Here is a 14,141-nt window from a genome sequence, read left to right as displayed (position 1 = left end):
GGCCCCCATGAGCCGTGAATCTCGTTATTATTATGAACCCGCCGCCGGCCACGGCCTGCCGCACGATCCGCTGAACGCCATCGTCGGCCCGCGCCCCATCGGCTGGATCTCTTCCCGCAGCGCCGCCGGCTTGCGTAATCTGGCGCCCTACAGCTTTTTCAACTGCTTCAACTACCGCCCGCCAATCATCGGTTTCGCCAGCACCGGCTGGAAAGACAGCGTGGCGAATATCGTGGAAACCGGCGAGTTCGTCTGGAACCTGGCGACGCGACCGTTGGCGGAAGCGATGAACAACAGTTCCATCACCCTGCCGCGCGATGAGGACGAATTCGCCTTCGCCGGCGTCACGCCGCTGCCCGGGCGTCGGGTCAAAGCCGAGCGCGTGGCCGAAAGCCCGGTGAACTTCGAATGCCGCCTGACCCAATGCATTCAGTTGCAAACCGCCGCCGGGGAACAGGTGGAGACCTGGCTGGTGTTGGGCGAAGTGGTGGCGGTGCATCTCGATCCGGCGCTGCTGGATGAACACGGCGTTTACCAGACCGCCGCCGCCGAACCGATCCTGCGCGCCGGCGGCCCGAGCGCCTACTACGGCATTTCCGAGCAGCACCGTTTCGACCTGACGCGCCCGACGCGCTGATCGTCTCCCCCGTTTATGCAGAAGATGAACGGGGGAATTAATAATCAAAAAATCTGAATAAAACTATCAACACTCTCCGATTTCATCACGTCTTCTCCTGCGCAATAATCTTCCCATCGAAAGGCACTCCCTTTCTCCCTAATCCGCTTTGACAGGAATGACGAACATGAAAACCATCAAAACTTTTGCTGCTGCTATCGCTCTGGCTACCGTTTCTTTCACCACTTTCGCCGCTGAACACGTCAGCGCGCAGGATGCCGCCCAATTCGAAAAAGCCGGCGTGATCGTCGCCAGCGGCGCGACCGACCTGAGCAGCCTGAAATCCCAGTTGGCCGCCAAAGCCGATGCGGCGGGCGCCAAAGCTTTCACCATCACCTCCACCAGCGGCAATAACCTGATGCACGCCACCGCGGTTATCTACAAATAATCGCCGCCCCAGACGTCAAAAAGCCCGCCGGCTATCACCCCGGCGGGCTTTTTTTATGTTCGCGTACGTCAGCGCTGAATGGGTACGACAGCTATTTTCCTATCGTCAGCTTCGTCAGCCCCCACGCGTAAACGAGCCGGAAAATTCTGTCGCCAACAGGCAGAAACCCTGTATTCAATGGGGTTTGCGGGGGGTTTGCACACACATTTTTTACCTGCCCATAGCTGGACTAACGGGAGAGGATGATTATCATGTTACGCAGACTACAGATGCAGAGAGCGTTGTATGCAACATATCATTGAAGGTTTCCTCAGTTTCCAGAAAGAGATTTTCCCGCAGCGCAAGGAACTGTTCCGCAGCCTTGCCTCCAGCCAAAATCCCAAAGCGCTGTTTATCTCATGCTCTGACAGCCGTTTAGTGCCCGAGCTGGTCACACAGCAAGAACCTGGGCAGCTTTTCGTTATCCGTAACGCCGGCAACATCGTCCCTTCCTTCGGCCCGGAGCCGGGCGGCGTCTCTGCCACCATCGAGTATGCAGTGGTGGCGTTGGGGGTTACCGATATCGTGATTTGTGGCCACTCGAACTGCGGCGCCATGAAAGCGATAGCCTCCTGCCAGTGCCTCGATCCCATGCCTGCCGTGGCCCACTGGCTGCACTATGCCGATGCGGCAAAAGCGGTGGTCGAGAAGAAAACGTGGAATAGCGAAACAGACAAAGTTAACGCTATGGTCGAAGAGAACGTTATTGCTCAGCTAAATAATATTAAAACCCACCCTTCTGTGGCGGTGGGTCTGCGCAACAGCGGGCTGCGCCTGCACGGCTGGGTGTACGACATCGAAAGCGGCGAAATTCGCACGCTGGATAGAAACACCAAGAGCTTCGTGTCTTTGGCCGATAATCCCGACGTCTATTTCGAATAAAATAGCGTCCGGTTTAGCCATTAAATAAAATCCACGCCGCGGCGTGGATTTTATTATCCGCCTTAAGCCAAGCGCGCCTCTATCGCCGCAGCGAAGTCGCGGCACATCCGTTCGTCACCCTCAGCGTTGTCCGCCAATACCGTCTCGCCATCCACCACCCGGATGTGCGCCTGCAAATCGAAATCTGCCGGCGGCTGCGGGCGCTTGGCCGCGGCGGCCATCGTCTGCTGCGCCTCGTGCCACGCCTGCGCCACCGTCTGGTTGCAGGCCTGCGCCAGATAGTCCGGATTAAACCCTTCGCCGGTCAGGCTGCGCAGCGTGTCGTCATGGCTGACGCTGTTGCCCGGCAACCAGTAGTGTTGCGCCAGATCCGGGCCGATGGCCGGGTTGTCCGTCAGGTAACCGTCGCGTTGCAGGAAGAAGTGACGGGTTTGCTCCACCGCCATCATCGCCAGCAGATAGCCCTGATAGGAACAGGCGGACTCCAGCGACAGCAGGTGCGGGATCGCCAACGTCGGGCGCGGGCTGCCGCTGATGCCGAGGATCTTTTGCTCGACCTCGCGCGCCAGCGCGGTGATGGCTTCCGGCGTGCGCTGCTCGTCATCCCACTGATACAACGCCCACTCGAAGTACGGCACCAGCAGGATATGGCGTTCGTTGAACGCGCGCATCGGCTGGCGCGCCGCGATGCCGGCCTCAATCAGCGCATCGGGCACCGCTTCGCCGGCGGCGTTTTTCGCATAGCGCTTCAACCAGTCGGCATCGTCCAGCAGGCTGTCGCAGAACATCGACTGGGTTTCGGCATAGGCCATCGAGGTCGGCGGGAACTCCTGCGAGAAGCACGGCGCATTCTGGCGGATGTTGGCGAAGTGCGCCGCGTGGCCGCCCTCGTGGAACAGGGTGTTGAGCCCGTAAGCGCCGCTGCCCACCTGCCCCGGCTGCGCCAGGCTGGTGAAGTTGATGCGCGCCGGCACCCATTCCTCCTGGCGCACAAACGGCGGCACCGGGCCGTGCATGAAGCCGTTCTCAAACTTGCCTTTGCGCACCAGCAGATCGAGATTCATCTCGGCGCCGCCAAAACCGATGTGCAGGCGTTTGAAGCTGTCGACCCAGCGTTCCAGCGAACGAGAAAACGGGAAGTAAGGATCCAGTTGACGGGTAACGTCGCCGGCGCTGGCGAAGCGTACGTTCCACGGCTCCAGCGCCTGGTCGCCCTTGTCGGCCGCCAGCTGCCGCAGGCTACGCGCGTTGGCCTCGCGGGTTTCCCGCTCGAAGCGATCCAGAATGGCGAACAGCTGCTCAGGCGTCATGCGCTCGGTTTTGTTCACCTTGTAATCGAAGTAGTTGCGATAGCCCATCTGGCGCGCAAAGCGGTTGCGCAGGCCGATCAGCTCCGGCAGGCCGTTATGCAGCAGCCATTGCTCCAGATCGCGCAGCGCCTGCTGCGAGCTGCGGCGAGAGTCTTCGTTCGGGTTGGTCGCCTGGTTGGTCAACAGCTCGCCGAGCGAGGCCGCCACCCGCCGCCCGTCGGCGTTCAGATGCGTGACCTGATAGCCCTTGCGACGCGAGTAGAGATCGGACTCGGCGTGGATGATTTGATCCAACAGCGCCTGCGCCTGCGAGTCTTCAATGGCGTTGCAGTCGAAGAAACGCAGCCAACCCTGCAGGCCATGGATCAGCGCATCGCGCTGCGCCTCCTGCGGCAATGCTTCGAGCCCGGCAAGCAGACTGCGGATCTCGGCCAGCCGGCGCGGTTCGGCGACGAAGCGCTTATAGGCGCTTTCCGCGGCGGAAAAGCGCGCCGAGACGTCTTCATCGCCGGTGCCCATGTAGTTTTGCCAGAACAGCTCTTCTTTGGCGCGGTGAACGTCGAGGTAATCCTGGTTCAATTGATTGAAGTAATCGAGAGCCTGTTGCATAACCGTCCTTCTCAGCCGATGAGGAAATATCCCAGTATAGTCGCGCTTAGACCTGACGCAGGCGCTGCAGCCCCTGCTCCAGCGTCTCGCTCTCGCCGGCGGCCACCAGGCAACAGGCGACCTGCCGCTGGATGGCCTGCGGGATCGCCACCTCGCCAGCCAGACAGCGTTCAGTCCAGCGCGCGGTGGTTTCCGCGTCTTTCGCCGCCGGCAATGCCGGCGTTTCGTCCGGCAAGGTGCGCTCCAGCAGCACCTGCTGTTCGCCGCCAACGATGTGGTGAATCTGCGGACAGCGCAGCGGGTTGGCGTAGGCCTCGCCTTCCGTGCCGTGCATCAGCAACCCGCGGGCGCCAATCTGGCGGAAAAACGACGCCACCCGGCCAACATACTCCGGATGCGAGACGCTGGCGAGGCGCAACGCATCCTGTTCGCCAAACGGCGTCGCCAGCTTGGCCAGCGTATGGGCGCTGTTGCGCACCCCCATGCGCCAACGCAATCCGAGCTGCCGCGCCAACGGCGCCGACAGCGTGGAAACCGGCATGAATACCGCCTCGCCGTTATCGAGACGCCGCTGGGCATGAGCGGCCTGTTCCGACCACGGCAGCCCCAGAGCACGGAAAATCTCGGCGCTGGTCACGCGGGTGCTGTCGTCCAGGACGCCGTGCACCACCACCGGCAGGCCCACTCTCGCCAGTAGCAGCGCCAGCAGCGGCGTCAGGTTGGCCTGCTTGCGCGCGCCGTTGTAGCTCGGCAGCACTACCGGCAGCGGGCGCCCTTGCGGCGCCTGCAGCGACAATACCTGCTGCTGCATCGCCTGGTAGAACCCCAGCATCTCCTCTTCGGCTTCGCCCTTGATGCGCAGCGCGATCAGAATGCCGCCCAGCTCAAGTTCGGGGACCTCCCCGGCCAGCATCGCCTGATACAGTTGAAAAGCGGTCTGTTGATCCAGGTCGCGCGCATGATTTTTGCCGCGGCCTATTTCTTTGATAATTTTGGTGTAATCCATCCGAAGGTTCCCCTGGCTGCCCTTCAGTTAGCATACCCTATCCGCGCCGCCGCTCAACCTCCTGCGCCAGCCGCCGCTGCGCGTCATCGCCCTCGCGCAGCCCGGCGATGACCCCGCCGGCATCGTCGGCGCTGCGGTTTTGGCTCATCTTCCATTTGCCTTCGCGCCGGGTGACGGCGATCTCGATGCCGACGATACCTTTAAGCTGTGCGGCGATGTAGTTGGCCGGCGCATCATCGAGCCGCCAGGGTTCCGGGCGTCGCCCTTCCTGCTGCGCGGTAAGAGCGATCAGTTGGCGGCGCAGCCAGGCCGGATCGTCCGTCACCGTCGGCACGCCATACAGCTGCACCACGCTGTAATTCCAGGTCGGCACCACCTTGCCGGTCTGGCGTTTGCTCGGGTACCAGCCTGGCGACACATAACCTTCCAGGCCTTGAAAGATCACCAGGCACTCCGCGTCGTGCCGCAACCGCCGCCAGTGCTCGTTGGCGCGCGACAGGTGCGCCCGCAGCCGCAGCTGCCCCTGCTCGACATCAGCCACAAACGGCAGCGGGTCGGCCGTCAATCCGTGCTCGCCGTGGCTGACCAACAGCCCCAGCGGGTGGGCGCGGATCAACGCCAGTTGGGCATCCAGATCGTCTTCGCGAAATGCGGCGGGTTGAAACATCAGTGCGGCTCCTTATCGCTCTCTCATGATGACAACAGTAAAGCACCCGCCGGCGGCCTACTTAAGATCCGCTTTCTGGCTATTTCGAGTGATCCGGTTTAACAACAACAGGGCCACGCCCATCGCCAACAGATTAAATACCATGGCGCCGGCAAATGCCTGGGCATAGCGCTCCGCCGCGCCGCCGCTCGCCAACAGCGGCACAAAACCGACGCCGCTGACCACGATGCCCAACGCGCCTCCCACCTGCTGCACGGTGGCGACCAGACCCGCCGCCATCCCCGCCTGCCGCTCCTGCGCCAAACCCAGCACCAGATTCAGCAGCGGCGTCATGCTCAGCGCCTGACCGAACCCCAGCACCACCAACCCCGGCAGCAGCCGCAGCGGATGCGCCAGCGCCTCACCCCACAGCGCCTGCGCCATCAATAGCGCCAACCCGGCGGCGTAAATCGCCACGCCCACGCTCAGCACGCCGTTGCCCCACCGCTGCGCCAACCGGGGTGCCAGCATCGAGGCCACCATAAAGGCCGCGCTGGCCGGGGCGAACAGGCTGCCCGCCTGAAAAGGCGTCAGCCCTGCCCCCGCCTGCAGCAGCAGTGCGAAACACAAGAAAAACGAGGAGGCGGTGGCATAAATCGTCAGCACCACCGCCATGCCCGGCGCGAAGCCTGCCTGGCGGAACAGCGCCGGATCGAGCACCGCATCGTCACCGCGCTGCGCCAGACAGCGCTCCCAACACAGGAAGCCCCACAGCGTCAGCATCGCCAACGCCAACATCGGCGCTATCCACCACGGCCAGCCGCGCGCCGGCCCCTCCAGCAGCGGCAGCAGCAACAGCGACAGGCCGGTCGCCGCCAGCCACAGGCCAACGCCGTCCAGCCGCTGCGCCTGCGCCACCCGCGATTCGGGAATGCGCCGCACCGCCCACAGCGCCAGTGCGCCGATCGGCAAATTGATCAAAAAGATCATGCGCCAGCCGCTGCCGAACAGGTTGGCCTCGATGATAAATCCGCCGAGGATCTGGCCGAAGATCGCCGCCAATCCCAACGTCATGCCCAACCAGGCGAAGGCGCGTCGCCGCTGTTGCGGCGCGTACAGCACCCGCATCAAGGCGTAAATTTGCGGGAACAACAGCGCCGCCGTCGCCCCCTGCAGAATACGCGCGGCGATCAGCAGGATGAGCGATCCCGCCAGCCCGCACAGCAGGGAGCTCAACGTGAATCCCAGCATGCCGAGGCTGAACAAGCGCCGACGCCCGAAGCGATCGCCCAGGCGCCCACCGGCGATCAACAGCACCCCAAACGCCAGCTCGTAACCGGCGACGATCAAACCGACCCCGGCGAAATCGGCGGCGAACTGCCGCTGGATCACCGGCGCCGCCACATTGACCACGAACAGATCGAACACCGTGACGAAACCGCCCAACAGCAGCACCGGCAGGCCGGGCAGCCCTCGCCGCTCACCAGATAATGAATGTTCCATACCACCTCCAGAGATTATGATGGCCGCAGTATGGAACAAGGTTTAAACTGTTACTATATAGCCATTTATACTATTACTGACAGCAACAGGACGGCCGACATGCCCCCACGCACCCTCGAACGCACCCGCCACGAACTGGGGGATTTTCTGCGGCAAAAGCGAGAACAACTGTCGCCAGAGGCGGTCGGCTTGCCGAGCGGCAGCCGCCGCCGCACGCCGGGATTGCGGCGCGAGGAGGTGGCGGCGCTGGCCGGCGTCGGCCTCACCTGGTACACCTGGCTGGAGCAAGGCAGGGAAATCAATGCGTCGGTGACGTTTTTGGAAAATCTGGCGCGGGTGCTGCAGCTCGACGCCGCCGGCCGCTACCACCTGTTCTTATTGGCGCATCAACGCCCGCCGGTGCCGGTTGGGCATCAGTGGTGCCAGGTTTCGCCGTTGGTGCGGCGTCTGCTGGACGATTTGGCGCTGCGGCCGGCCTACGTCATGAACCTGAGTTGGGACATCATCGCCTGGAATCCGGCGGCGCAGCGGCTGTTCGCCATCGGCGAGCGCCCGGCGCAAGAGCGCAACATGTTGTGGATGCTGTTTGCCGATCCGCAGCTTAATGAGCGCCTGCTGGAGTGGCAGGCGCAGGCGCCGCAAATCCTGGCCAGCTTCCGTCGCGACTACGCCCGCGCGCCGGAGGATGAGGTGATGCGCCAACGGGTGCAGGCGCTGGAGCGGGTGTCGCCGCCGTTCCGCCGGCTCTGGCGGCAGCATGACATTCACGGACGCTGTCAGGGGCGGCGCAGCTTCGTCGTCCCGGAGATCGGCCCGGTCACCTTTGACCATGCCTCTTTCATCGTCGACGAAGAGAACCATCTGCGGCTGGTGATGTACAGCGCGCTGCCGGACGAACCGGCCAGCACGGCGTTTGAAGCGCTGCTGCGCGAGGATTAACGACGACTGTCGAAAATGAGTTTGCAGGCCAGCCCGGCGAACACGCCGCTCAGCAGGTAGTTCGGCCAGCGGGCGCTGAAACGGCGGCCGACGAAACGGCTTTTCATGCCGCTGACCGCCAGGATCACCCCGCCGTTAATCAGCAAGCCGACCAGATTCAGCACCGTCGCCAGCGCCAGCATCTGCACCACCACCGAGCCGGCGCGCGGATCGATAAACTGCGGGAACAGCGCCAACACGAACAGCGCCATCTTCGGGTTGAGGATGTTGGTCAGCAGCCCCTGTCGGAAAATGCGCGCCGTCGGCACCGCCTGCAACCCGGCGGAAGCCTGCAGACTGCTGCCGGATCGCAACGTTTTCCACGCCAGATAGAGCAGATAAGCTGCGCCCAACATTCTCACCGCGTCGTAAGCCAGCGGCACCGCGACGAACAGTTGCGACAGCCCCAGCGCCGCCGCCAGCGCGTGGCAGTAAGTGCCGAATTGAATGCCCGCCAGCGAAGCGAAACCGGCCCGCCGCCCCTGGCTGACGCTGCGCGAAGCGATCAGCAGCATATCCGGGCCGGGGGTCAGCGCCAGCGCCACGCAGGCACCGGAAAACAACAACAGCGTTGCAGCATCAATCATGAATCACCTGATAAGAAGACGGACGGGGATGGAGCGTCCATCATAGCGACGCCGACGTGGCTTGTCAGCGCCGCTCACCTCAGATCACCCACAAATCGAGATACTCGTTGACCGGCATCTGCGCCAGCCGCTGCCGGTCCAGCGACACCTCAAGAATGCGCTGCTGCTGCAGGGCCGGGAACTGGCGCGCCAGGTTGGTTTTAAACTTCTCGATCAGCAGCGGGATGCCCTCTTCGCGCCGCCGCGCATGGCCGATAGGATACTCCACCGCCACCTCATCCAGACGGCTGCCGTCGGCGAACTCCACCGTCAGCGCATTGGCGATCGAGCGTTTTTCCGGATCGTGATAATCGCGCGTGAAGGCGGGATCTTCATGGCAATGTATCTTGCTACGCAATGCGTCGATGCGCGGATCTTCGGCCACCCGATCCTCGTAATCCGCCGCCGTCAGCCGGCCGAACAGCAGCGGGATCGCCACCATATACTGAATGCAGTGATCGCGATCCGCCGGGTTATCCAGCGGCCCCTGCTTGTCGATAATGCGCAGGCAGGCCTCGTGGGTGCGGATGCTCACTGCGGCGATGTCGGCGGCGGTTTTGCCGGCGGCCTGCATCTGGCGGTGCAGCGTCATGGCCGCCTCCACGGCGGTCTGGGCATGGAACTCCGCCGGGAACGAAATTTTAAACAGCACGTTCTCCATCACATACGCGCCGTACGGCCGCTGGAAGCGGAAAGGTTTGCCGTCGAACGAGACGTCGTAGAATCCCCAGGTCGGCGCCGTGAGCGCCGAAGGATAGCCCATCTCACCGGTGGCGGCCATCAGCGCCAGCCGCACCGCGCGGGCGGTCGCATCCCCCGCCGCCCAGGATTTGCGGGTGCCGGCGTTCGGCGCGTGGCGGTAGGTGCGCAGCGACTGCCCGTCCACCCACGCCAGCGACACCGCGTTCAGGATCGCCTCGCGGCTCAGGCCGAGCAGCTGCGCCACCACCGCGGTGGACGCCACCTTCACCAGCAGCACGTGATCCAACCCCACCCGGTTGAAGGCGTTTTCCAGCGCCAGGCAGCCCTGGATCTCATGCGCCTTGATCATGGCGATCAGCACCTGCCGCATGGTCAGCGGCGCTTTGCCCGCCGCCACCGCCTGGCGAGAGAGCCAATCGGCCACCGCCAGGATCCCGCCCAAGTTGTCCGATGGGTGGCCCCACTCCGCCGCCAGCCAGGTGTCGTTAAAGTCGAGCCAGCGGATCATGGCGCCGATATTGAACGCCGCCTGCACCGGATCCAGCTGGAAACGGGTGCCGGGCACCCGGCTGCCGTTCAGCACCTCGGCGCCCGGCACCACCGGCCCCATCAGTTTCTTGCAGGCCGGGTAGCTCAGCGCCTCCAGCCCGCAGCCGAGGGTATCGAGCAGGCAATAATGGGCGGTGCGGTACGCCGCCGGGGTATCGACGGCCTCTTTCATCACATAATCGACGATATCGACCATTTCGCGATCGAACGGCGGACGGCGGGTATTGGCAGACTCAAGCATCATGATTCCCAAAGGCTCCACAGTGAAAACAACACGATAACGACCGGCGCTCAGCGCTGATCCAGCGGTACGAAGGCTCGCGCTTCCGGCCCGGTATAGTTGGCGGACGGGCGAATGATTTTGTTGTCCTGCCGTTGCTCGATGATGTGCGCCGACCAGCCGCTGACGCGCGCCATGACGAACAGCGGCGTGAACATTTCGGTGGGCACCCCCAGCTGGTGGTAAGACACCGCCGAGAACCAGTCGAGGTTGGGGAACATGTTTTTGGTGTCTCGCATCACGCTTTCCAGCCGGTCGGCGATGTCATACAGCTTCATCGCGCCCGCTTCCTGCGACAGGCGCAGCGCGATCTCTTTGATCACCTGATGGCGCGGATCGGAGACGGTATACACCGGGTGCCCGAAGCCGATCACCACCTCTTTGTTGTCGATGCGGCGGCGAATGTCGGCTTCCGCTTCGTCCAGCGTTTCATAGCGTTGCTGGATCTCCAGCGACACCTCGTTGGCGCCGCCGTGCTTCGGCCCGCGCAGCGCGCCAATGGCGCCGACGATCGCCGAATAGACATCGGATCCGGTGCCGGCGATCACCCGGCCGGCGAAGGTCGAGGCGTTGAACTCATGCTCGGCGTACAGGATCAATGACGCGTGCATCGCCTGCTCCCAGCTGGCGGAAGGCGCTGCGCCGTGCAGCAGGTGCAGGAAGTGGCCGCCGATGGAATCGTCGTCGGTCTCCGGCTGAATGCGCTCGCCGTTGTGGCTGTAGTGATACCAGTAGAGCAGCATCGATCCCAACGACGCCAGCAGCCGGTCGGCGATGTCGCGCGCGCCGGCCGCGCCGTGCTGCTCTTTTTCCGGCAGCGTGCAGCCGAGGGCCGAAACGCCGGTGCGCATCACGTCCATCGGGTGAGATGCCGCCGGCAGCGCCTCCAGCACCGTGCGCACGCTGGCGGGCAGGCCGCGCAGCGCTTTGAGCCGCTGCTTGTAGGCATGAAGTTCGTCTCGGTTGGGCAACTTGCCGTGGATCAGCAGATGGGCGACCTCTTCAAACTCGCAGTGGCGCGCGAGGTCGAGAATGTCGTAACCGCGGTAGTGCAGATCGTTGCCGCTGCGCCCTACGGAACACAGCGCGGTATTCCCGGCGGGCACGCCGGATAACGCCACGGATTTTTTCGGCTTAATGCCAGTCGGGCTTTGCGGGGGGATCGCTTGGCTCATACTGTCCTCATTTGGCTTCTGCGTGAATGGCGCTTATTCGTCGCGTTGGCGAGCGAACAGAGCGTCGAGTTTCTCTTCGAACAAATAGTAGTTGATGCTTTCATACAGCTCGTTGCGGGTCTGCATGGTGTCGATGACGTTTTTCTGCGTGCCCTCCTCGCGCAGGGCGCGGTACACCCGCTCCGCCGCCCGATTCATCGCTCGGAAGGCCGACAGCGGATACAGCGCCATATCCACCTGGGCGCTGCGCAGCTCCTCGGTAGTGAACAGCGGCGTCGCGCCGAATTCGGTGATGTTGGCGAGGATCGGCACCTGCGTCGCTTCGGCGAAGCGGCGGTACATGCCCAGCTCGGTAATCGCTTCCGGGAACAGCATGTCGGCCCCGGCCGCCACGTAAGCCTGAGCGCGCTCGATGGCCGCCTCCAGCCCCTCCACCGCCAGCGCATCGGTGCGCGCCATGATCACGAAGTCCGGATCGCTGCGCGCATCTACCGCCGCCTTGATGCGATCCACCATCTCTTCGGTGGAGACGATGGCCTTATTGGGCCGATGGCCGCAGCGCTTGGCGCCGACCTGATCTTCGATATGCAGCGCCGCCGCCCCGGCCTTGCTCACCGAGCGCACCGTGCGGGCGACGTTGAACGCCGATGCGCCGAAACCGCTGTCGACATCCACCAGCAGCGGCAGCGGGCAGACATCGGTGATGCGGCGAATATCGGTCAACACATCGTCCAGCGTCGAAATACCCAGGTCCGGCAGCCCCAGCGAACCGGCCGCCACGCCGCCGCCGGAAAGATAGATGGCCTGGAACCCCGCCCGCTGGGCCAACAGGGCATGGTTGGCGTTGATCGCGCCGGCGATTTGCAGGGGTTTTTCTTTACTCAGGGCCTGACGAAAGGCGAGCCCGGGTGAGCGCAGCGTCATGACGTTCTCTCCGATTAGCTAGATAGAACAGACAGAGCAAGAGGCGGGCCAGGTTGCACTTTGGCGAGGAAAAAATTAAAAGCGATAAAAATAAGTGAGTTATAAAATTCGCATCGCCATTGGGCAGACCAAGCGATAAAAAACGTTTCAGTTAACGTTTCAATCGCGGTTTCAATCGGCATATTTGAAACATGACTGAAACAAGGCTACACCTAATGCAGCCACTTTCATTCGGTAACCCACCATGAGCGATCACATCACGCCGTCCCGCACGCCGGACAAACCGGTGATCTGGACCGTCTCCATCACCCGCCTGTTCGATCTGTTCCGGGATATCAGTCTCGAGTTCGACCATCTGGCGACCATCACCCCGATCCGTCTCGGCTTCGAGGAGGCGGTGCAGCATATCCGCTCTCGCCTGGCTAGCGAGCCTTGCGACGCCATCATCGCCGCCGGCTCCAACGGCGCTTACCTGAAAAGCCGCCTGTCGGTGCCGGTCATTTTGGTCAAGCCCGGCGGCTTCGACCTGCTGCAGGCGCTGAGCCAGGCGCGCAGAACCGCCGATCGGATCGGTGTCATTACCTATAAAACGCCCCTGCCCGCGCTGATGGAGTTCCAGCAAACCTTCGATCTGCCGCTGGAGCAGCGCAGTTACGTCACCGAAGAGGACGCGCGCGGCCAGATCGCCGAGCTGAAAGCCGCCGGTATTCAGGCCGTGGTCGGCGCAGGCCTCATCAGCGATCTGGCGGAAGAAGCCGGGCTCACCGCCATTTTTCTCTATTCCGCCGCCACCCTGCGCGCCGCCTTCAGCGATGCGCTGGACGTAACGCGCCTGATGCTGGGCGGCGCCAAGCGCGGCGGCGATTACGCCGCACGCGATACCCTGCAGCCGCGCTATGGGCTGAGCGATTTACAGGGCGATTCCCCGCAGATGGAACAGACCCGGCGCACCATCATGCTGTACGCCCGCTCGCCGGCGGCGGTGTTGATCGAAGGCGAAACCGGCACTGGCAAAGAGCTGGCGGCGCAGGCGATCCACCGCGAATACTTTTCCCGGCGCGGCGCGCCGTCCAGGGGCGCGACGCCGCCGTTCGTCGCCATCAACTGCGGCGCCATCGCCGAATCGCTGCTGGAGGCGGAGCTGTTCGGCTATGAAGAAGGCGCCTTCACCGGTTCACGGCGCGGCGGCCGACGCGGGCTGCTGGAAACCGCCAACGGCGGCACCCTGTTTCTGGATGAGATCGGCGAAATGCCGCTGCACCTGCAAACCCGGCTGCTGCGGGCGCTGGAAGAAAAAACCATCACTCGGGTCGGCGGGCAACAGCCGGTAAAGGTCAACTTTCGCGTCATCAGCGCCACCCACACCCGCCTGGAGCAGGCGATTCAACAGGGCGATTTTCGCGCCGATCTGTTTTACCGCCTGAGCGCCCTGCGGCTGCAGCTGCCGCCACTGCGGGCGCGCGGCGACGATATCGCGATGCTGGCGGAACACTTTCTGAAACAGTCGCTGGCGGCGCTCGACGTGCCGCTGACGGAGCCGCTGCGCGCCGCCCTGGCCGGGTGTTACGCCGCGCTGGGTCATTACGCCTGGCCCGGCAACCTGCGCGAGCTGCGCAACATGATGGAGCGGGTGGCGCTGATGCTGAGCACCGGCGTCGCGCCGAGCGGCGAGACCCTGCAGTGGCTGCTGCCGGAGCTGGCGGTGGCGCCGCCGCCCGAGACGCCGGCGGCGCCCATCTCCGCCCACGAAGCCCTGGCGCGGTGCGGAGGCGACCACGCCGCCGCCGCCCGGTTGCTCGGGATCAGCCGCACCACTTTATGGCGCCGGCTGAAAAAACCGAACTGAGC

13 protein-coding genes are annotated in these 14,141 nt (G+C 63.6%); 5 read left to right on the top strand and 8 right to left on the bottom strand.

Features of this window, described 5'->3' with window-relative positions; translation table 11 throughout:
* Positions 1–7: 7 nt before the first annotated feature.
* The 3 genes from SERRSCBI_RS07025 (at position 8) to SERRSCBI_RS07015 (ending at position 1,985) form a co-directional block, all read left to right on the top strand.
* Positions 8–637 carry a flavin reductase family protein gene (locus SERRSCBI_RS07025; RefSeq protein ID WP_042783979.1) on the top strand — a complete coding sequence of 210 codons (630 nt, stop codon included), beginning with the start codon at positions 8–10 and terminating at the stop codon, positions 635–637.
* Positions 638–803: 166 nt separating this feature from the next.
* A complete protein-coding gene (locus tag SERRSCBI_RS07020; RefSeq protein WP_015377148.1) occupies positions 804–1,064 on the top strand; it encodes a YdgH/BhsA/McbA-like domain containing protein in 261 nt (86 codons plus the stop codon).
* Positions 1,065–1,349: 285 nt separating this feature from the next.
* A complete protein-coding gene (locus SERRSCBI_RS07015; protein WP_004939270.1) occupies positions 1,350–1,985 on the top strand; it encodes a carbonic anhydrase in 636 nt (211 codons plus the stop codon).
* 62 nt (positions 1,986–2,047) lie between these two features.
* On the opposite strand, the gene SERRSCBI_RS07010 is transcribed toward SERRSCBI_RS07015, so the two are convergent.
* The 4 genes from SERRSCBI_RS07010 to SERRSCBI_RS06995 are packed head-to-tail and all read right to left on the bottom strand — an operon-like array spanning position 2,048 to position 7,059.
* Positions 2,048–3,904: a M3 family metallopeptidase gene (locus tag SERRSCBI_RS07010; protein WP_042783978.1), complete on the bottom strand. Its 1,857-nt coding sequence runs from the start codon at positions 3,902–3,904 to the stop codon at positions 2,048–2,050.
* Positions 3,905–3,950: 46 nt separating this feature from the next.
* Positions 3,951–4,910, bottom strand: coding sequence for a DNA-binding protein YbiB (ybiB, locus tag SERRSCBI_RS07005; protein ID WP_042783976.1), 960 nt, complete (start codon positions 4,908–4,910; stop codon positions 3,951–3,953).
* 37 nt (positions 4,911–4,947) lie between these two features.
* Positions 4,948–5,577 carry an FMN-binding negative transcriptional regulator gene (locus SERRSCBI_RS07000; protein WP_042783975.1) on the bottom strand — a complete coding sequence of 210 codons (630 nt, stop codon included), beginning with the start codon at positions 5,575–5,577 and terminating at the stop codon, positions 4,948–4,950.
* Between the two features lie 57 nt (positions 5,578–5,634).
* Positions 5,635–7,059: an MFS transporter gene (locus SERRSCBI_RS06995; protein WP_042783974.1), complete on the bottom strand. Its 1,425-nt coding sequence runs from the start codon at positions 7,057–7,059 to the stop codon at positions 5,635–5,637.
* A gap of 99 nt (positions 7,060–7,158) precedes the next feature.
* On the opposite strand from SERRSCBI_RS06995, the gene SERRSCBI_RS06990 reads away from it, so the two are divergent.
* The gene (locus tag SERRSCBI_RS06990) at positions 7,159–7,998 is read left to right on the top strand and encodes a helix-turn-helix transcriptional regulator (RefSeq protein ID WP_042783973.1); all 840 of its coding nucleotides are present in this window, start codon (positions 7,159–7,161) and stop codon (positions 7,996–7,998) included.
* Here SERRSCBI_RS06990 and SERRSCBI_RS06985 read toward each other — a convergent pair.
* The 4 genes from SERRSCBI_RS06985 to prpB all read right to left on the bottom strand — a co-directional run bounded on the left by SERRSCBI_RS06985 (position 7,995) and on the right by prpB (position 12,293).
* A complete protein-coding gene (locus SERRSCBI_RS06985) occupies positions 7,995–8,624 on the bottom strand; it encodes a LysE family translocator (RefSeq protein ID WP_042783972.1) in 630 nt (209 codons plus the stop codon). The genes SERRSCBI_RS06990 and SERRSCBI_RS06985 overlap by 4 nt on opposite strands.
* 79 nt (positions 8,625–8,703) lie before the next feature.
* Positions 8,704–10,155, bottom strand: coding sequence for a bifunctional 2-methylcitrate dehydratase/aconitate hydratase (locus SERRSCBI_RS06980; RefSeq protein WP_042785663.1), 1,452 nt, complete (start codon positions 10,153–10,155; stop codon positions 8,704–8,706).
* Between the two features lie 50 nt (positions 10,156–10,205).
* A complete protein-coding gene (gene prpC / locus SERRSCBI_RS06975) occupies positions 10,206–11,369 on the bottom strand; it encodes a 2-methylcitrate synthase (RefSeq protein ID WP_042783971.1) in 1,164 nt (387 codons plus the stop codon).
* Positions 11,370–11,402: 33 nt separating this feature from the next.
* A complete protein-coding gene (gene prpB / locus SERRSCBI_RS06970) occupies positions 11,403–12,293 on the bottom strand; it encodes a methylisocitrate lyase (RefSeq protein ID WP_033642375.1) in 891 nt (296 codons plus the stop codon).
* A gap of 244 nt (positions 12,294–12,537) precedes the next feature.
* Between prpB and prpR the strand changes: the two genes are divergently transcribed.
* A complete protein-coding gene (prpR, locus tag SERRSCBI_RS06965; protein WP_042783970.1) occupies positions 12,538–14,139 on the top strand; it encodes a propionate catabolism operon regulatory protein PrpR in 1,602 nt (533 codons plus the stop codon).
* The last annotated feature ends 2 nt before the right edge of the window (positions 14,140–14,141 follow it).

It is taken from the genome of Serratia sp. SCBI, assembly GCF_000747565.1.
GTDB lineage: Bacteria > Pseudomonadota > Gammaproteobacteria > Enterobacterales > Enterobacteriaceae > Serratia > Serratia ureilytica.
Note: the sequence above shows the minus strand (reverse complement) of the source record. Positions and strands in the feature narration are given on the sequence as shown.

Coding starts and splice junctions, on each gene's coding strand:
- SERRSCBI_RS06980 (WP_042785663.1), bottom strand. CDS start 10,155: ATGCTTGAGTCTGCCAATACCCGCCGTCCGCCGTTCGATCGCGAAATG.
- SERRSCBI_RS06985 (WP_042783972.1), bottom strand. CDS start 8,624: ATGATTGATGCTGCAACGCTGTTGTTGTTTTCCGGTGCCTGCGTGGCG.
- prpR (WP_042783970.1), top strand. CDS start 12,538: ATGAGCGATCACATCACGCCGTCCCGCACGCCGGACAAACCGGTGATC.
- prpB (WP_033642375.1), bottom strand. CDS start 12,293: ATGACGCTGCGCTCACCCGGGCTCGCCTTTCGTCAGGCCCTGAGTAAA.
- SERRSCBI_RS07020 (WP_015377148.1), top strand. CDS start 804: ATGAAAACCATCAAAACTTTTGCTGCTGCTATCGCTCTGGCTACCGTT.
- SERRSCBI_RS06990 (WP_042783973.1), top strand. CDS start 7,159: ATGCCCCCACGCACCCTCGAACGCACCCGCCACGAACTGGGGGATTTT.
- SERRSCBI_RS07015 (WP_004939270.1), top strand. CDS start 1,350: ATGCAACATATCATTGAAGGTTTCCTCAGTTTCCAGAAAGAGATTTTC.
- ybiB (WP_042783976.1), bottom strand. CDS start 4,910: ATGGATTACACCAAAATTATCAAAGAAATAGGCCGCGGCAAAAATCAT.
- prpC (WP_042783971.1), bottom strand. CDS start 11,369: ATGAGCCAAGCGATCCCCCCGCAAAGCCCGACTGGCATTAAGCCGAAA.
- SERRSCBI_RS07000 (WP_042783975.1), bottom strand. CDS start 5,577: ATGTTTCAACCCGCCGCATTTCGCGAAGACGATCTGGATGCCCAACTG.
- SERRSCBI_RS07025 (WP_042783979.1), top strand. CDS start 8: ATGAGCCGTGAATCTCGTTATTATTATGAACCCGCCGCCGGCCACGGC.
- SERRSCBI_RS06995 (WP_042783974.1), bottom strand. CDS start 7,059: ATGGAACATTCATTATCTGGTGAGCGGCGAGGGCTGCCCGGCCTGCCG.
- SERRSCBI_RS07010 (WP_042783978.1), bottom strand. CDS start 3,904: ATGCAACAGGCTCTCGATTACTTCAATCAATTGAACCAGGATTACCTC.